The sequence below is a fragment of the Chryseobacterium sp. SIMBA_029 genome, assembly GCF_046535275.1.
In the GTDB taxonomy this organism is placed as follows: Bacteria; Bacteroidota; Bacteroidia; order Flavobacteriales; family Weeksellaceae; genus Chryseobacterium.
Genome location: NZ_JAWRXA010000001.1, coordinates 185,405 through 204,164 on the forward strand (window position 1 = coordinate 185,405; position 18,760 = coordinate 204,164).

Genomic DNA, 18,760 nt, shown 5'->3' on the forward strand with positions numbered 1-18,760 from the left:
TGATCTTAAAGATGAATAAAAAGAGTTGTCTAAACTGCGGTTACCCGGTTTCCGGTGAGTTTTGTTCTCATTGCGGACAAAAATCCGATACCGCAAGAATAACTTCACATTCTCTCTTTAAAAACGATATCCTGGGATCGATTTGGCATGTTGAAGCAAGATTTTTTCGAACGATACAGCATGTTTTATTGGGCCCCGGGAAAATGGCAACAGACTATATTTCGGGCAAAAGGATTACCTATTATAATTTGTTTTCCTTACTCCTTATTTTGTTCGGATTCAATGTATTGGCCCTTCATTTTTATCTGGATCTCAACCCTGCTGAAATTCCTGACGGAAGTACTAATATTATAGGTTTTTTCTCTAAATATTCTAAAACAATCTTATTTGGATTAATCCCTATTTTTGCCTTCAATGGATGGATTCTTTTTAAACGTATTAAGCTGAATCTTGCAGAGCATGTAATCCTAGCATCTGTAATTCTTTCAGGAATTTTACTTCTGTTGTTACTGGATGATATAATTAGTATTATAGGAATATATAAACCCTTATTGAAAATTACGGATGTCATAGATAAAATGTTTATTTTAAGTATACTTTTATTTCCGGCCTTTACTTATTGTAATGCTTTTAGAAGTTCATATTCCCATTTAGAGTTAATTGGGAGGATCGCTGTGTTCTATTTATTAATGATCATAGAGATTCTACTATTTATTGTACTGTTTTATAAAATTTTTTAAATTCAATGAAAAATATAATATACTCATTAGCGATTCTTTCCGTTATCTCCTGCGGGAAAATTTCTCCGAAAGGAAATATTGAGAAAAAAGATGTAGATGTTGCAGAATTCGTTAATCTCGACCTGGAAGGGAAGTTCCGGGTATTTTATGCCAGAGGCCCAAAGAATTTCGTTGAAATTGAAACCTATCCGAATGTTGCTGCCAACCTTGATGTTGATGTAAAAGATAAAACCCTTTCTATCAAAGAAAGCAGAGGGACAAAAGGGGTTGATTTTTATAATGTAACCATCTATTCAAAATATAACCTTGAAAAAGTTTCTGTTGCAGATTCTGTAGAAATGAATATTTCAAGTGAAATTAAAACCGATAATTTTAGGCTGAATTTAAAAAATAACGCTACTTTTATGGGATCGGTCAATACGAGAAGAGCAGAAGTAGAAATGCGGAACAGAAGCCGTGCCAATTTTCTTGGAGAGACTAAAAATGCAGTGATAAAGATCTCAGATACAGCGAGTTTTATTGCGCCATACTGGAAGATTACCAACCTGAATATTGATTCTAAAAATGGGAATTATGCAGAAGTTAATGTAAAAGATTCCTTAAAAGGACATGTTCAGAATACGGCGAAATTCATCTATTATAATGATCCTATCAGAGCTTTTAAAATTGATAAAACAACCAGGGTAGAGAATAAAAAACTGGATTAATAAGAAGAATAAATTACAGTTGTGTGCAAGAAGTAGTAAATACAATAACTTCCATCTTCAAGCATCCGGCTTACAACTAAAAAAATACGAAATATACATATGACAACACTAGAAAAAGCGAAACTTTGGTTAAGTGACACCTTCGATCAGGAAACAAGAGATGCCGTACAATTATTAATAGACGGCAACTCACCGGATTTGGAAGATTCTTTTTACAGAGAATTGGAATTCGGAACAGGAGGAATGCGTGGAATTATGGGAGTAGGAACCAATCGTTTAAATAAGTACACGTTAGGTCAAGCTACACAGGGACTTGCGAATTATATGTTGACGCAGTTTCCTAACGAAGAAATAAAAGTGGCTATAGCTTATGACGTACGTCACAACTCCAAAGAATTTGGAAAATTAGTGGCTGATGTTTTAACAGCAAACGGAATTAAAGTTCTTCTTTTCAAAGAACACAGACCAACCCCTGAATTATCTTTCACAGTGCGTGATAAAAAATGTAATGGTGGAATTGTATTAACGGCTTCTCACAATCCGCCGGAATATAATGGCTATAAAGTATATTGGAATGACGGAGCTCAGATCGTTCCCCCTCATGATGAAGCAATCATTAATGAAGTATATTCTGTAAAATTCGAGGAAATTAAATTCAACGGAAATGATGATTTAATTGAATGGATCGGAGAAGAGCAGGATGACGTTTATATCGATGCCTGTATTGAAAATTCTACCTATCAGAATGTAGGAAAAGAAAACTTAAATATTGTTTTCACCTCAATCCACGGAACTACCTATACTACGGTTCCAAAAGCATTAGAAAAAGCGGGCTTCAAGAAAATTGATCTTGTAAAAGAACAGATGATTCCTAGCGGTAATTTTACGACGGTAGAATCACCAAACCCTGAAGAACCTGCTGCATTAGAAATGGCAATGGACCTGGCAAGAATTACCAATGCAGATATCGTGATCGGAACAGATCCGGATGGCGACAGATTGGGAATTGCCGTAAGAAACCTTGATGGTGAAATGCAGTTATTGAATGGAAACCAGACCAATACCATTCTTACGTACTATATTTTAAATGAATGGAGAAAATTGGGTAAAATTACAGGTAAAGAATTTATAGGTTCTACCATTGTAACTTCAGATATATTCTTTGATATCGCACAGAAATTCGGAGTAGACTGTAAAGCAGGACTTACCGGATTCAAATGGATCGGAAAAATGATCCGTGAAGCGGAAGGAACAGAAAAATTTATCTGTGGAGGAGAAGAAAGTTTTGGATTCATGACCGGAGATTTTGTCCGTGATAAAGATTCTTGTGGAAGTATTGTGCTTGCCTGCGAAATTGCAGCCTGGTGTAAAGCAAACGGAAGAACCATGTACCAATATATGATCGAGATTTACCAGGAAGTAGGAATGTATTATGAAGGATTGGTAAACCTTGTGAGAAAGGGCAGAGACGGAGCAGAAGAAATTCAGAATATGATGAAAAACTTCCGTGAAAATCCACCTAAAGAATTAGCGGGTTCATTGGTAGAAGAAGTAAAGGATTTCAAAGAACAGACGAACTTTGTGGTTTCTGAAAACGCGAAGAAGGTAATGGATGGCATTCCAAAATCTAACGTACTGATTTATTATACCCAGGACGGAACTAAAGTTTGTGTAAGACCTTCAGGAACAGAACCTAAAATTAAATTTTATATCTCTGTAAAAGACAGCATCACTTCAGAAGCAGACTTCAAAGACAAATTGAAAACATTGGAAGCTAAGATTGAAGAAGTAAGAAAAGATCTGAAGCTGGATTAATATCAGATCTATAGAAAATGATGAGAAAGAGCTTAGCAGTCTGTATGCTTTCCGTACTTATTTTTTCATGCAAAAAAGAAGCATCTAAAACAGCAGAAGGAAAAACAGCCAATGATTCAATTGCCAGAACAGAAATGGAAGAAGACCTGTTTAAGCCGATTGATACAGCGTGTTCACCTGCTAACAAGACGGAGGATTATATGACTGCTCTTCAATGGTACCGTACAAAGGTTGACAAGGAAATAGCGGAAAACAGCCCGGAACAGAACGACAAAGTATACGAAGATTACCTGAAAATAAGAGAAAAATATACAGACTGTCTCAATGGTCTGCATACAGATATATTAGACAAATATATTGATTATCATACAGGACCGGATACCTATGATCTGCCCGACAATGTGAAAAAAATGGCTGCAGAACTGAATAAAGTCGGTCTTGAATTTCGTGTAATGGGCGAAGGTCTTACCGAAATTCATTCATTACCGGGATATTATGAGTCTGTGTTTAAGAATAAGGTGACTCCTGATTATGGTGCTTATATTTCACAGATGGCAAAAGATAATAAGGAAAATTATGCCATCAATGGAGGTCTGATGATAACCTGGGAAGAATTAGGTGACCGATTGATCGTATGGGAGAACTTTATCAATAAATATCCAAAAAGCCTATTGATCAAAAGAGCGAAAAATGATTATGATAGTTATTTGTCTGATTATCTCTTGGGAATGGATAGTGATCCGATTTATGACAGCGAAGGAGGAAAAATTTTTGATGACAAAATGGAAGAATATAACCGGATTATCAAAAAATATCCGAATTCCAATACCGCAAAAAAAACTAGAGAACTAATAGCCGCCTTTGATGCCCATGTACCTGTGGATCAAATAGGAGAGAAAATCAATGTAAGAAGATAGTATTAGTAAATTTTAAATAAAAATAAAGTGAAAGTTTCAAAATTAGCAGCGAACCTGATCGGTTCTGAAATTGTAAAAATTGGTAATGAAGTAAATGATTTAAAGGCAAAAGGAGCAGAAATAGCCAACCTTACCATTGGCGACCTGAATTCTAATCTGTATCCGATACCTGTAAAGTTGAAGGAAGAAATTCAGAAAGCATATCAGAACAATCTGACAAATTATCCGCCAGCTAATGGACTTCTATCATTAAGAAAAGAGGTTGCAAGAGACCTTAAAAACAGATGGAATCTTGAGTATTCACCCAATGATATTTTGATCACTGCAGGTTCAAGACCATTAATCTATGCAGTATACAAAACCATTGTTGATGAAGGAGATAAAGTAATTTATCCAACTCCATCTTGGAATAACAACCACTATGCTTATTTAACGTCAGCTGATGCTGTAGAAGTAAAGACGACCCCTGAAAATAACTTTCTTCCCACTGCAGATGATTTAAGACCCCATCTGAACGGAGCAGTATTATTGGCATTGTGTTCTCCACTGAACCCAACCGGAACTATGTTTACAGAAGAACAGCTTTCCGAAATCTGTGAAATGGTGTTGGAAGAAAACAAAAAAAGAGGAGAAGATGAAAAGCCTCTATACCTGATGTATGACCAAATCTATTCTTGTCTTACTTTTGGTGCGAAACATGTTGATCCCGTTTCTCTTTTCCCGGAAATGAAAGAATATACAATTTATATAGACGGTATCTCTAAATGTCTGGCAGCCACTGGAGTTCGTGTAGGATGGGGATTCGGTCCTGCTCATATTATCGATAAAATGAAGGCGCTTCTTACCCACGTTGGAGCCTGGGCACCAAAACCGGAACAGGAAGCTACTGCTAAATTCTATGAAAACACTGAAGATGTAGATACTTTCGTAAATGATTTCAAAGGAAAGCTGGAAACCAGCTTAAAAGTACTTCACAAAGGAATTCAGGATCTGAAAGCTAAAGGATTGGCCGTAGAAAGTATTGAGCCTATGGGAGCGCTTTATCTTACCATTAAATTAGACTATATCGGAAAAACAAAACCGGACGGTACCGTAATCGGAAACTCTTCTGATCTGGTATTTTATTTAATCAACGATGCCGGAGTAGCATTGGTTCCTTTCTCTGCTTTTGGAGAAGAAAAATCAGAACCTTGGTTCCGTGCTTCAGTAGGAGGATTAGACGTTCACGAAATTGAAGTCATGATGCCGAAACTGGAGAACGCGCTGAATGCTTTAAAATAAAACATCATTTTTATGAAATACCTTCACAAAGGTTTTTTTATAATTGCAGCATTGAGTTTAATCTCTTGTAAAAAAGAGGATTATGTGCTTTATCCTATTGATAATGCATGTGATTCTATGGTTGTAAAGCATACGTATTTTAATTCTTATACGGTCACCAATAAGTATAGAACAGTAGATGCTCAACTTATTAAAAGAAATGACAGTTCCAAAATTTTAGAACTGGATTTAGGACCGAATGTCAGAATTAATAAAATACTCATGAGTAAAGATACGTATGCTTTATATCCAGGAGTAATGGATGGAAACGAGTTTATTGTTAAAAAAGATGGTGAAAAGCTTAAGGCTATTTCTGATTCAGAATGGGGATTACTGAAGAATTGTAATTCTACTCTCGAAAGATTTAAAAAATTTAAATTTAATAAAGATGCGCAGCTATTTGAATTTGAAGCGTTAGGACTTAATGATGTTTTTACGTACAAAACCAAAGACTCCATTACCTATCAATTATTTTTAAAAATAATAAAACCTCCGGATTTTAAATCTCAAAAAAAACTCGTCTATGATACTGATTTTGTATCGATTGAGTGTAAGCTTTTAGCCAATAACATAATGAAAGGTACGTTTTACGGGTTTAAAATAAAAGACAGTAAAGAAATACAGTACTTTAGCCATAGATTATCCGGTCCTGAGACCGTTTATTTCTATAAATACAATAATAATTAATATACAATAAGATGAAAATCATCGCTGTCATTCCGGCACGGTACGAAGCAAGCCGTTTTCCTGCAAAGCTTATGCAAACGTTAGGAGACAAAACCGTGATTACCACCACTTATCATAATGTAGTGGAAACAGGTCTTTTTGACGAAGTTTTTGTTGCTACAGATTCAGAAATTATTTTCAATGAAATTGTAAATAACGGAGGAAAAGCAGTGATGACCGGCCAGCACGAAACAGGAAGCGACCGTATTGCAGAAGCCGTTCAAAATATTGACTGCGATATCGTGATTAATGTTCAGGGAGATGAACCGTTTCTGAAATTGGAGCCGTTACAACAGCTTATTGAAGTTTTCAGAGAAGATGATAATCAGGAAATCTCTTTGGCTTCTCTAAAAATAAAACTGGTTGAAAAAGAAGAAATTGAAAATCCGAATAACGTAAAAGTAATTACCGATAATAACGGTTTTGCGCTGTATTTCAGCCGTTCTGTAATTCCTTTTCATAGAGAAATCTCTTATAATGTGGACTATTTTAAACATATCGGAGTCTATGCTTTTAGAAAGCACGCGTTGCTTCAGTTTTCAAAACTGGAAATGAAACCGCTGGAAATATCAGAAAAAATAGAATGCATTCGCTATCTGGAGTATGGAATGAAGATTAAAATGATTGAGACCAATTTCGTTGGAGTAGGAATTGATACTCCGGAAGATCTGGAAAAAGCTAGAAAATTATTATTCAATTAATTGATAAATCGTTAAACCGATACATTCATAAATTAATAAAACCCTATATTTGAATTTATAAATTGAGTTAATGAAGAAATTACTGTTAGTATTCGTCCTGATTTGGTCACAAATATCTTTTGCACAGACCGCAAAGGAAATTATAGATAAAAATATCGAACTGTCAGGAGGATTAACGAGTTGGAAGCTGTTGAATTCAGTACTGCTGCAAGGCAAGGTTATTTTAGGAGTTAAAGATGAATATCCTATAAAAATATACCAGCAGCGCCCGAATCTTACCAAAACGGTTCTTACCATCAATAATAAAGATACAGCCATCGAAGGATATGACGGAAACAAAGGGTATGCAATGAATTATGCTACCAATAAACTTCAGGAATACCCGGATTACGTGGCCGAAAGCTTCGATAATGATTTTATAGATTGGGAAAATAAAGGATTTGAAGCCAAATATTTGGGAAAAGAAAAAGTAGGAGATATCTACTGTCATAAAGTAGAACTTACCAAAAATGTAAACAAAAATCTATACTACTTTGATACTAAAACCTATATGCTGGTAAAAGAAGTGAAGAAAGACGAAGCATTAAGCTATTTCGATTACAAAAAAGTAGGAAATATGATGATGCCTTTCAGAATAGAATCATCAAGCGCTAAAAAAGACGGTGATTACGTAATGATTATCAATAAAATAGATGTTAATAAAGTTTTTCCTGCTAATATTTTTAAATTTTAATAGGAGAGTAGAACTTAATCAAAAATACAAAGGAACAGACTGTAAATTCTGTTCCTTTTTTATGTATTGTAAGATGATAAGGATAAGTTGCAACAGGGATTATCAATAGAATGCAATAGATAATATTGCAAGTTTTTTAATGGTTACATAAAATATATTTTGTAACTAGCAGTGTGAAACAAGGATGTAAAGAGATTCAGAAACTCTTTTGAGATATAATAATAAATATAAAATATTCAAATGAAAAATATTTTTTTAATGCTGCTTTCTTTTACCGCATTTTTGCAAAGCTGCACCAATCAAAAAAGTGAAATTTCTAAAGCTAAAACCACCGAACTTATGGGAAAAACAATATATGATTTCAAAGTTGAAAGCCTTGATGGTAAAGAAATTAACTTTGCAGATTTTAAAGGAAAGAAAATTCTTATTGTTAATACCGCTTCCGAATGCGGATTTACTCCTCAATATGCAGATCTTGAGAAAGTATACGAACAATATAAAGATAAGTTGGTCATCGTTGGATTTCCAGCTAATAACTTCGGCGGTCAGGAACCGGGAACGAATACTGAAATTGGAACATTCTGCCAGAAAAACTATGGGGTAACCTTTCCTTTAGCAGCTAAAGTTTCTGTAAAAGGAGATGATACAGCACCTATTTTTAAATATCTGACAGAAAAAGATTTGAACGGAGTAAAAAATACCACGATCCTTTGGAATTTCACCAAATTTCTAATTGACGAAAACGGAAAATTAATCGACACCTTCATAAGTACAACAAAACCTACTGATGAAGCAATTACTAAATATTTGAAATAATATTCATATAACTTCGGGCATTCGTGGACATTTTTAATAGATTTGAGGCTTGTATATTGAGCGGAGCTATTGGTGATGCCTGGGGAAGCAGTTATGAAAACGAAGTTATCGTTGATGATTCTAACATTTATTACTTAGGAGGGAAAAGTACTAAACCCCGGAAATGGTGTATTACAGATGATACTCAATTGACCTTGGCTACTTGCGAAGCTTTATTAATTGAAAATTTTGATCCCGAAAAACTTATTGATACGTTTATTACCTATTACAGAAGTAATAAGTTAACAGGAATAGGAGCAGCGACACTTAAGGCTATTCTAGATAAAGAAGCTGGATTTCATTGGACTCAAGCTGGACGTACCGGAGAATACGCAGCAGGAAATGGAGCTGCAATGAGAATAGCACCACTGGCATTTTATTCTAATATAACAAGAGAAGATGTCTTTAACGCTTGTGCAATTACTCATAAAAATGATGAAGCTTTTGCAGGTACTTTAGCGGTATATTTATCCATAAAAGCAATTTTAAATTCTGAATGGGATGGAATCAATAACCTTTTTGATATTATCATTCCTCAACTTCCCGATACGAATGTAAGAGACCGGTTAATTGAGATTAATAATTATACTTCAAAAGCAACAATTCCTGAGATAGCTAAATTGGGAAATAATGGATACGTTGTCAATTCTATTCCCCTTGCAATTTTTTGTTCAACGAAAATTTTGGATCTGGGATTGGAAAAAATGTTTCAGCAAATAATTAATTCTGGAGGAGATACAGATACTAATGCATCTATTGCTGGACAAATTTCAGGAACATTGATTGGGACTGAAAATATACCAGCAGGATTATTATCAAAGCTTCAGAGTTTACATGAATACAGTTGGATTAAAGAGGTTATAGATAATAGCCGTTTCAATTAAAGGCTTATAACTTTCACAAAAATCAAGTATAATATTTAAAAACACGCACTTTATCATGAAAAAATTGACATTCGCCGTTTGTATATTGGCTTCTTTTGTATTTGGATTTGCTTTTAAATCGGTGACAGAAAATGAATCTGGCAAAGATGTAAAAAGAGTAACTGGTATCGGAGGGATTTTTTTTACCTGTAAAGACCCTAAAAAAATGAGACAATGGTATAAAGATCATTTAGGTCTTACCACCAATGATTATGGAGCAGTGTTTGAATGGTATCAGGGTGCAGATAATTCTAAAAAAGGATTTACACAGTGGAGCCCTTTCAGTGAGAAAACAAAGTATTTTCAGCCTTCTGAAAAGGATTTTATGATCAATTATCGTGTAGAGAATCTTGAAAAATTAGTTGAAGAACTTAAAAAAGAAAATGTCACCATTGTTGATAAAATTGAGACCTACAAATATGGGAAATTTGTTCATATCATGGACATGGAAGGCAATAAAATAGAGCTTTGGGAACCTAATGATGTAGAATATGAAAAACTTGGTAAAAGTATGGGAGCTACCACTACAAAATAAATAACAAATCAAAAGGATTAGTCATACAAAGAAATTTTGCAGTTATCTTCCCTTATTGTAATTTCCAACAACCAACAACCAACAACCAACAACCAACAACCAAGAACCAAGAACCAAGAACCAAGAACCAACAACCAACAACCAAAAATCAATTACTCATTACTTTTCTCTGCAAAACAAAAAATATTTCCAAGTTTAATACTGGAATAGCCATTACTTTTTATTTTTGAAGAATTGATCATAGCTTTTGCTAAAACATCGGTGGGAAGCGGTCTCTGACTTTCTAAAAGTCCAATTTTATTGGCAAATTTGATGATTCTGCTTCCTAAAACTTCTCCGGTTCTCTGGGAATCTTTTCGTTCCAGCATTCCCGGTTTGAAAACTGTAATTTTGTTGAAATGGAGTTGTTTTACAGCCTCTTCAAGTTCACCTTTCATTTTAGAATAGAAAATTTTTGATTTTGGATCTGCACCGTATGCTGAAACTAAAACATAATCATCAACATTATTATCTTTAGCTGCTTTGGCAAATTCATACTGATAATCAAAATCTACTTTTCTCTGGGCTTCTTTACTTCCGGCATCTTTCAAAGTCGTTCCCAGACATGAAAAAGCGACATCGCCTTTCACAGCATTTTTCCATTCCTCAGGTTTTTCGAAATTAACAATGTGGACGTTTAATTTATCATTCTGAATATCGATGGGCTTTCGTACAAAAACATCTACTGCCTCAAAATCTTTATCATTCAGCAGCTGCTGAACCAGATCTTTTCCCGTAGCACCAGTGGCGCCAATAACTAAAGCTTTCATAATAATTGAGTTTGTAGATTGAATATTTTAAAGATACACCTTTAAATTTACAAAATTTTAATAATATTGACTTTTGAAATTTTTGAATAGTAAGAATTAAGAGACAGGAATAAAGAAGTTAGACATCAACTTAACACACAGGCCAAACACCAAACACTAAAAACCAACAACAGACAACTAACAACCAAACCCCAACAACCAAACCTATGGACGCCAACGAAATTTTAGACTATTGTCTTGCAAAAAAGGGAGTGACAGAAACTTTTCCTTTTGATAATGAAACCCTTGTGATGAAAGTAGGAACAAAAATGTTTCTTCTGATGGGGCTTGAAAGACAGCCTTTAGGGATCAATGTAAAAACTGATCCGGAATGGAGTGCAGAACTCCGCGAACAATATCCGCAGATCACGGGAGCTTACCACATGAATAAAACCCATTGGAATTCGGTTTCGGTAGACGGGTTGAAAAGAGATCTTATTTTTAAAATGATAGATCAGTCGTATGAACTGGTTTTTAATTCATTAACGAAAAAAGCGAGAGAAGAAATTAATCTTTCCTAGAAATGTTCGGGAAATAATCAGCCTTTCTTCATGGAAAGTGAATTGCGCTTTTGCTGCAACTGGATCATTAAATTCTTATATCCTAAGGCTTTTTTCTCTACCAGATGCCATGAAAGATATCCCATTAAAAAAGAGAGTATCAGCGAACATATCATTAATGGGATCGTATCCAGTTTAAAGAAATACATTAAGGTTTGCTGGATAGGGAATGAGTAGATGTATATTCCATAAGAAATATCCCCTAAAACATCACCTACTTTATTGATATATTTTGTCGATCTTTTACCAATAAGAATGATCAGAATAGGCAAGGTAAAATTACAGGTATAAATAGATATTTTCAGATAAATACTGGCTATAAAGACAATAAGAGCGGCTATTATTACAATATTCTCCAACTTCTTACTACGAATATCTAAATAGGTAAGCAACATTCCACCGGTAAAGAAACACATGAGATTATAGAAGATTGAACTATTCAATTGCAGCCTTACTAAAATTCCATATAAAAAATTAGGATAAAAAAGGGATAAAGCAAAGCTTGAAATGAATAATGAAAATACGACAGTCTTAACAAAAGATTTTTTGCGGATAAAAAACAGTAAAGACACCATAATATACATACTGAACTCATAGCATATTGTCCATAAACTCCCATTGATACTGCCTTTGTATGGGTTGTTCTCAAAGACTCCTTCAATTTTAGATTGAAGAAAAAACAAAGATATATTGTGGGGAATATAGGTAAGTACAGATTTGTTTTTCAAATAAGGAATGGAACTTTCATAAACCATTGGCGCCAGTAAAACCGTCAGGAGCAGAATAACAATTAATGCCGGAAAAAGTCTTAAAACTCTTTTCCAGTAAAAATCAAGAAGATTATCACAACGAAGAAGACTCTTAAAAATCAAAAATCCTGAAATAATAAAAAATCCCTTAACCCCGAGGTAAGCAAAAGATATTTGGCCGGAAGTCATTCGGTTTAAAATATCAGACTCCAGCATCCCGGATAAAGGATAAGAATGGGTTATAACAACAGCACTGGCAAAAAGCAGTCTTAAAAAATCAAAATTATTAGCTCTAGAAACCATAATTATTAGTAATTTTTTTATCCTCGTCCAACCTTTCGATCAGCTTGTCGAGCCCTTCAAATTTAATTTCGTCATGAAGGAAGTCCCTGAATTGTACGGTGATGTTTTCACCATAAATATCTTCATTAAAATCTAAAATATAAACTTCAACCGTTAATGAATCTCCATTCACCGTAGGATTGGTGCCAATGCTCAGCATTCCTTTATAAAACTGTCCTTTTACATAGACTTCAACAATATAAGCCCCTTTTTTAGGAAGCAATTTGATGGATTCTGTTCCAATGTTTGCCGTAGGATAACCAATCGTTCTTCCGATCTTCTTCCCATGAACCACTTTTCCGGAAACAGAGTAGGTGTATCCCAGCATTTCATTCGCTTCTTTAATATTGCCTTCTAAAAGTGCATTTCTCACTTTCGTAGAGCTGATATTATTTTCATGAATGTTGATGGCTTCCATTTGATCGACTTCAAAATCCAATTCTTTAGATAATTCCTGAAGAAGAGCAAAGTTTCCGCTTTTATTTTTTCCGAAAGAATGGTCGTATCCTATAATAAGATACTTTACGTTCAGCTGATCAACCAGGATTTGTCTCACAAATTCCTCACCCGTAAGATTTCTGAACTCGTCGTCAAATTCTTTTAGAAATAAATTATTGACGCCATATTTTTCAATCAGTAATTTTTTTTCATCGATCGTATTCAGCAGTTTTAAATCTTCATTAGGATTAAAAACAAATCGTGGATGGGGCCAAAAAGTAAGGATTGCTGTTTCTAAATTGTTTTGCGTACCCACTTTAGTTAACGCGTCAATAATACTTTTGTGGCCAAGATGCACGCCGTCAAACATTCCTAAAGACAATGCTAGAGGCTTTTGAGAGGAATAATCTTTAAAATTCTTGAAAACTTTCAAAACGGAAAAAATTTGACTGCAAATATAAAGCCTTTAAATTATCTATAATAATGTATACGAAGTTATTTTCTCTTATCATGTTTTATAGGATCAATTCATAATTTAGAATTGATTTTTGTGAAATGCTGCTCTTGCCGGTCTGATAAAAAGGCAATTACAATCAAAATCTCTATCATCTGTGAAGGTCGGGAAATGGAATTAACGTATAATTATATTTAAATTAATTCAAAATTCAAAAAAAATAGCCTCAAAATCTGAATGTTTTGTTCTTTAAAAAGTATGATAAAAATCTTTTTTTTACCAATTGTGGGTTTATTAAGAATCATTATATTTGCACCAAGAAAAAATTTAGCAATGGCAAACCAAATTAAAGGAAAAATTTCTCAAATTATTGGTCCTGTAATCGATGTAGTCTTCTCAAATGTGGAGGCAATTCCAAGCATTTATGATGCATTGGAAATTACAAAAGGAAACGGTGAAAAAGTAGTCTTAGAAGTAGAACAGCATATAGGACAAGATACAGTGAGATGTATCGCTATGGATGCTACAGACGGTCTTCAAAGAGGGCAGGAAGTAATCGGGTATGGTATGCCTATTACAATGCCAATCGGTGAAGCTGTAAACGGAAGACTATTCAACGTGGTTGGTGATGCTATCGACGGGCTTCAGAATATTTCTAAGGAAGGCGGACTGCCGATCCACAGAGAAGCTCCAAAATTTGATCAACTTTCAACTTCTGCAGAAGTTTTATTTACAGGTATCAAAGTAATCGACCTTATCGAGCCTTACGCAAAAGGAGGTAAGATTGGATTGTTCGGTGGTGCTGGTGTAGGTAAAACAGTATTAATCCAGGAGTTGATTAACAATATTGCAAAAGGACACGGAGGTCTTTCAGTTTTCGCCGGAGTAGGTGAAAGAACGAGAGAAGGAAATGACCTTTTAAGAGAGATGCTTGAATCAGGGATCATCAAGTATGGTGACGAATTCATGCACTCTATGGAAAACGGAGGTTGGGATCTTTCTAAAGTAGACTTAGAAGCTATGAAAGATTCTAAAGCGGCATTCGTTTTCGGACAGATGAACGAGCCACCAGGAGCAAGAGCTAGAGTAGCACTTTCTGGTCTTACGTTAGCTGAATACTACAGAGATGGAGGTGAAAGCGGACAAGGTAGAGACGTATTATTCTTCGTAGATAACATTTTCCGTTTTACACAGGCTGGTTCTGAGGTGTCTGCACTTCTTGGACGTATGCCTTCAGCGGTAGGTTACCAACCTACATTGGCATCTGAAATGGGTGCGATGCAGGAAAGAATTACTTCAACTAAAAATGGTTCAATTACTTCAGTACAGGCGGTTTACGTACCTGCGGATGACTTAACTGACCCGGCTCCGGCAACAACGTTTGCTCACTTGGATGCAACAACGGTACTAGACAGAAAAATTGCTTCATTAGGTATTTACCCGGCGGTAGATCCATTGGCTTCAACTTCAAGAATCCTAGCTCCGGAAATCATCGGTGAAGAACACTATAACTGTGCTCAAAGAGTGAAAGAAATTCTTCAGAGATACAAAGCGCTTCAGGATATTATCGCGATCCTTGGTATGGAAGAACTTTCTGAAGAAGATAAATCTGTAGTATACCGTGCCAGAAAAGTTCAGAGATTCTTATCTCAGCCTTTCCACGTAGCAGAACAGTTTACAGGTATTCCTGGATCATTGGTAGATATCAAAGATACCATCAAAGGATTTACTATGATTATGGACGGTGAATTAGATCACTTACCAGAAGCTGCTTTCAACTTGAAAGGAACTATTGAAGAAGCGATCGAAGCTGGACAAAAAATGTTAGCTGATAACGCGTAATAAATTAATTAGACACAAGATGTCAGATTCTAGACATGAGACTTTTATGTCTGAAATCTGAATTCTGAAATCTTTAAATCTAAATTAAAATGAATATAAAAATTTTAACACCAGAATACGTAGTTTTTGAAGGAGAAGTAAACTCTGTATTATTGCCTGGAAAAAATGGTGAATTTCACATCATGAAAAACCACGCAGGAATCGTTTCTTCTTTAGTAGGCGGTAATGTAAAGCTTTTTGTTTCATCTGTGGATGAAGCATACGCTAAAAACTTTACTCAAGAGGGCGGGAAAGACGCTGTTTATTCATATCCTATCAAAAGCGGTGTTGTAGAATTTAATCATAATAAAGGGATTATCCTTTGTGAATAATTAAATGAAAAGCTAAATATATTTTCAAGAAAGTGTAACTTTGGTTACACTTTTTTTATTGTGTAAAAGTCTGATTTTATGAAGAAAAGTACAATCATATTCTTTACTATTGTTCTGGGAATCTTGTGTAATGCCCAGGATTTTAAAACCAAAAGAGGTATTGTAAGTCTTGACGGAATACATGTTGCCAAAATCTCAAACAAATCCAATATCTATACTTTCATGGATCTGGGGGAAACCCCAATGTATACTATGGAGTTTATAGACAAAAGTGTGGTAGATTCGGTAAGAGACAGCTACATTAAGCTGAACAGGGTTTACAACAGAGATAAAACAATAGAACTCGACTATATTTCTCCGTCGGCATTTTCAGGCGAAGAAAAGTCGGCGGTGTATACATCCATAAAAGGATTAAAGGTTATTGATAACAAAGGAATCAATGTTAAAAATCTGGATGAAATTTTCAAAAATGTTCCGAAAAGAAAGCTGGACAGCAAAACAAAAGATGCCTATACCACAAGAAGCAAAATCGATAAGCTGAATATTGAAGTCAATAAAGTAGGAGAGATCATCAGCAACGGCGTTCCGGTAGGATACTTTACCAATCTTCCTGTAAGTTTCGGTTCAGAAGATACCATTACGGATAAAACCTTCATCGATATAGAAGTGTATGATGCCAAGAGTAAATATATTGGGAGATATATTACCACCACCAAGCAGATTAAAACAGCAAACGGAAAGATTTTTACGCTCTACCGGGAAATGTCCGGCAGGGCAGCACTATTAAAATTCCCGACCTATAAATCCATTGCAGAGCGGATAGCCATTATGGATCCGAGTTTTATCAAAGTTCAGGAAAAAGTAATCGTTGGGGATGTGGTGAAAGGCAATGCTGAAAAATAAAATTATATTGACTTTAAATACATTAAAAAATCCGGAAAATAAATTTCCGGATTTTTTATTCTCAATACATTCAAAAATTACAGGCTTAAAATAATACCATTTTCCTTCAATTGTTGCATAGGTTTTGAAAACCAGAACAACTCGAAATCTTCAAAGTATTCTTCAAACAGAACTTTAAGCTGCTGAAGAGTGATCTTTTTGGAATGTTCTATTGAATTTTCCTGCAGGATTTTCATCAACCATTCAGCTTTTTCCGGCTCCAGATCAATAGATACAATATTGGTTTTCAAATGAAAGGTAAGATGGGTATACGTCCATGAATTTCCTTTTTTTGCTTTTACACGTTCCTCACTGATTATATTTTTACTTAAGAAAATAACTTTGGAATTTCCTTTAAATGTAAAATTTTCATCTTCCAAAAGACAGTCATGAATATAATCCGGATGAATGGTTGTTTTTGGAATTTTAAAATCAAACCAATCCTGCAGGGGAATTTCAAAATTAATTCCATGCATATAATTGAAAAGAGATTTTTTCAATCCAAAACTAAACTTGTTATGATCGATTCCGGTGGTATCCGTAAAATCGATATCATTATTGGCAAATAAGATCTCCTGTTTGATAGGAACCACCCCAAATTCTTCCGGTTTCAATCCGACAGGTGAATGAGCGGTCATGGCAAACTGATGCCAGAATCCACTCTGTAAAACACCCATTTCGAACAGCTGCCTGATCATCTCCAGCGAATCCACCGTTTCCTGAATCGTCTGCGTAGGATAACCGTACATAAGATAAGCATGCACCATAACACCGGCTTCTGTGAAGTTTCTGGTAACCTGGGCTACCTGTTCTACAGATACTCCTTTTTCGATCAGTTTTAGCAGTCTGTCGCTCGCCACTTCAAGTCCTCCGGAAACTGCGACACAGCCTGATATTTTTAATAAAAAGCATAAATCTCGTGTAAAACTTTTTTCAAAACGGATATTGGTCCACCAGGTAACCACCAGATTTCTCCGCAAAATCTCCAAAGCAACTTCTCTCATCAAAGCGGGCGGGGCTGCTTCATCTACAAAATGGAATCCCGTTTCTCCTGTGGTGGCAATCAATTCTTCCATTCTGTCGACCAGGATTTTGGCTGAAATAGGTTCATAAATTTTAATATAATCTAAAGAAATATCGCAAAAAGTACATTTACCCCAGTAGCATCCGTGAGCCATAGTCAGTTTATTCCATCTTCCGTCGCTCCATAAACTGTGCATCGGATTGGCAATTTCTATGACAGAAATATAGTGGCCAAGCTGTAAATCCGTATAGTCAGGAGTGCCGATATCAGCCTGTTTATAGTCGTGTCTTGTGGTATTATTTTTATACGTAACCACTCCGTTTTCCAAGAGAAGAGTTCTTTTGTAAGCAGCATTTTCATGCTGATCCATATTTTCATGAAGTAATTCTATCGGAAGTTCACCGTCGTCTAGCGTAATGAAATCAAAGAATTCGAATACCCTGACATCTTTTACTTCTCTGAGTTCTGTATTGGGAAAGCCACCGCCCATCGCTATTTTTATGTGTGGATAATGTTCCTTAATAAATTTGGCACATCGGAAAGCTGCATATAAATTTCCGGGAAAAGGAATCGAAAAACAAACCAGTTTGGGTTGCACGGTTTCCAGGTTTTCCTGAAGGATCTGCAAGGAAATTACATCGATAAACGACTCGTCTCCTAACAGTTTTAAATATAATTCATCAAAAGAATTGGCGCTTTTCCCTAATCGTTCTGCATATCTGCTGAATCCAAAATCGGAATCTACATTTTCAACGATATAATCCGAAAGATCTTCAAGGTATAACGTGGCAAGATGTTTTGCCTTATCCTGAAGCCCCATATTTCCGAATGCATATTCCATATCATCAAGCTGATTGAAACGGGAGGCTTCCGGTAAAAAGTTCATGCTGCAAATCTGTCTGGCCAGTGTAGGATTTTTAGTCTGCAGAAAAAGAATAACCTGGTCAATCGTTTTTATATATTCCTCTCTCAATGCGTAAATACGCTGAGAATTTTCAGAAATCGTCTGGAGATCAATTTCTTTGCTGAATATTTTTTGAATTCCCTTTTTCGAAAATAATTCCAAAATAACTTCAATCCCCAGATCGATCTGATGACTGGAAATATGTTTGGTATTCAGAAAACCTTTTATGTAAGCTGTTGCCGGATAAGGAGTATTAAGCTGAGTAAAAGGGGGAGTGATAAGAAGCAGATCTTTCAAAAGAGAAGTTTTTTTAA

19 protein-coding genes are annotated in these 18,760 nt (G+C 35.2%); 15 read left to right on the plus strand and 4 right to left on the minus strand.

Features of this window, described 5'->3' with window-relative positions:
- Positions 1-11 precede the first annotated feature (11 nt).
- From SB679_RS00880 to SB679_RS00930, 11 genes are all read left to right on the plus strand, one after another.
- The gene (locus SB679_RS00880) at positions 12-740 is read left to right on the plus strand and encodes a DUF3667 domain-containing protein (protein WP_410700354.1); all 729 of its coding nucleotides are present in this window, start codon (positions 12-14) and stop codon (positions 738-740) included.
- 5 nt (positions 741-745) lie between these two features.
- The gene (locus SB679_RS00885) at positions 746-1,447 is read left to right on the plus strand and encodes a GIN domain-containing protein (RefSeq protein ID WP_410700355.1); all 702 of its coding nucleotides are present in this window, start codon (positions 746-748) and stop codon (positions 1,445-1,447) included.
- Between the two features lie 99 nt (positions 1,448-1,546).
- Positions 1,547-3,262 (plus strand): phospho-sugar mutase, encoded by a 1,716-nt coding sequence (locus SB679_RS00890; protein ID WP_410700356.1) that lies wholly within the window; start codon positions 1,547-1,549, stop codon positions 3,260-3,262.
- Between the two features lie 17 nt (positions 3,263-3,279).
- Entirely contained in the window at positions 3,280-4,179 is a 900-nt protein-coding gene (locus SB679_RS00895; protein ID WP_410700357.1) for a hypothetical protein, read from the plus strand.
- A gap of 27 nt (positions 4,180-4,206) precedes the next feature.
- A complete protein-coding gene (locus SB679_RS00900) occupies positions 4,207-5,460 on the plus strand; it encodes a pyridoxal phosphate-dependent aminotransferase (RefSeq protein ID WP_410700358.1) in 1,254 nt (417 codons plus the stop codon).
- A 12-nt stretch (positions 5,461-5,472) separates the two neighbouring features.
- A complete protein-coding gene (locus SB679_RS00905) occupies positions 5,473-6,186 on the plus strand; it encodes a hypothetical protein (protein WP_410700359.1) in 714 nt (237 codons plus the stop codon).
- Positions 6,187-6,197: 11 nt separating this feature from the next.
- Positions 6,198-6,926, plus strand: a complete 729-nt coding sequence (gene kdsB / locus SB679_RS00910) for a 3-deoxy-manno-octulosonate cytidylyltransferase (protein ID WP_410700360.1) — start codon at positions 6,198-6,200, stop codon at positions 6,924-6,926.
- A 70-nt stretch (positions 6,927-6,996) separates the two neighbouring features.
- Positions 6,997-7,659 carry a histidine kinase gene (locus SB679_RS00915; RefSeq protein WP_410700361.1) on the plus strand — a complete coding sequence of 221 codons (663 nt, stop codon included), beginning with the start codon at positions 6,997-6,999 and terminating at the stop codon, positions 7,657-7,659.
- A gap of 240 nt (positions 7,660-7,899) precedes the next feature.
- Complete coding sequence (locus SB679_RS00920) at positions 7,900-8,475, plus strand: glutathione peroxidase (RefSeq protein WP_410700362.1); 576 nt, start codon at positions 7,900-7,902, stop codon at positions 8,473-8,475.
- A gap of 23 nt (positions 8,476-8,498) precedes the next feature.
- Positions 8,499-9,398 carry an ADP-ribosylglycohydrolase family protein gene (locus SB679_RS00925; protein ID WP_410700363.1) on the plus strand — a complete coding sequence of 300 codons (900 nt, stop codon included), beginning with the start codon at positions 8,499-8,501 and terminating at the stop codon, positions 9,396-9,398.
- Positions 9,399-9,453: 55 nt separating this feature from the next.
- Complete coding sequence (locus SB679_RS00930; RefSeq protein WP_410700364.1) at positions 9,454-9,972, plus strand: VOC family protein; 519 nt, start codon at positions 9,454-9,456, stop codon at positions 9,970-9,972.
- Positions 9,973-10,124: 152 nt separating this feature from the next.
- Here SB679_RS00930 and SB679_RS00935 read toward each other — a convergent pair whose 3' ends face one another.
- Positions 10,125-10,781, minus strand: a complete 657-nt coding sequence (locus tag SB679_RS00935; RefSeq protein ID WP_410700365.1) for an NAD(P)H-binding protein — start codon at positions 10,779-10,781, stop codon at positions 10,125-10,127.
- A gap of 206 nt (positions 10,782-10,987) precedes the next feature.
- Between SB679_RS00935 and SB679_RS00940 the strand changes: the two genes are divergently transcribed.
- On the plus strand, positions 10,988-11,341 hold the full coding sequence (locus SB679_RS00940; RefSeq protein WP_410700366.1) for an MmcQ/YjbR family DNA-binding protein: 354 nt from the start codon (positions 10,988-10,990) through the stop codon (positions 11,339-11,341).
- A gap of 17 nt (positions 11,342-11,358) precedes the next feature.
- Here the strand turns inward: SB679_RS00940 and SB679_RS00945 are convergent, their stop codons facing one another.
- Both SB679_RS00945 and SB679_RS00950 read right to left on the minus strand, forming a co-directional pair.
- On the minus strand, positions 11,359-12,432 hold the full coding sequence (locus SB679_RS00945) for an acyltransferase family protein (protein WP_410700367.1): 1,074 nt from the start codon (positions 12,430-12,432) through the stop codon (positions 11,359-11,361).
- Positions 12,422-13,342 (minus strand): bifunctional riboflavin kinase/FAD synthetase, encoded by a 921-nt coding sequence (locus tag SB679_RS00950; protein ID WP_410700368.1) that lies wholly within the window; start codon positions 13,340-13,342, stop codon positions 12,422-12,424. The genes SB679_RS00945 and SB679_RS00950 overlap by 11 nt, the downstream gene beginning before the upstream one ends.
- A 354-nt stretch (positions 13,343-13,696) precedes the next feature.
- On the opposite strand from SB679_RS00950, the gene atpD reads away from it, so the two are divergent.
- The 3 genes from atpD (at position 13,697) to SB679_RS00965 (ending at position 16,479) form a co-directional block, all read left to right on the plus strand.
- Entirely contained in the window at positions 13,697-15,205 is a 1,509-nt protein-coding gene (gene atpD, locus SB679_RS00955; protein ID WP_410700369.1) for a F0F1 ATP synthase subunit beta, read from the plus strand.
- An 89-nt stretch (positions 15,206-15,294) separates the two neighbouring features.
- Positions 15,295-15,576, plus strand: coding sequence for a FoF1 ATP synthase subunit delta/epsilon (locus SB679_RS00960; protein ID WP_034711363.1), 282 nt, complete (start codon positions 15,295-15,297; stop codon positions 15,574-15,576).
- Positions 15,577-15,654: 78 nt separating this feature from the next.
- Positions 15,655-16,479, plus strand: a complete 825-nt coding sequence (locus SB679_RS00965; protein ID WP_410700370.1) for a hypothetical protein — start codon at positions 15,655-15,657, stop codon at positions 16,477-16,479.
- A gap of 77 nt (positions 16,480-16,556) precedes the next feature.
- On the opposite strand, the gene SB679_RS00970 is transcribed toward SB679_RS00965, so the two are convergent.
- Positions 16,557-18,743: a B12-binding domain-containing radical SAM protein gene (locus SB679_RS00970; RefSeq protein ID WP_410700371.1), complete on the minus strand. Its 2,187-nt coding sequence runs from the start codon at positions 18,741-18,743 to the stop codon at positions 16,557-16,559.
- Positions 18,744-18,760: the final 17 nt, after the last annotated feature.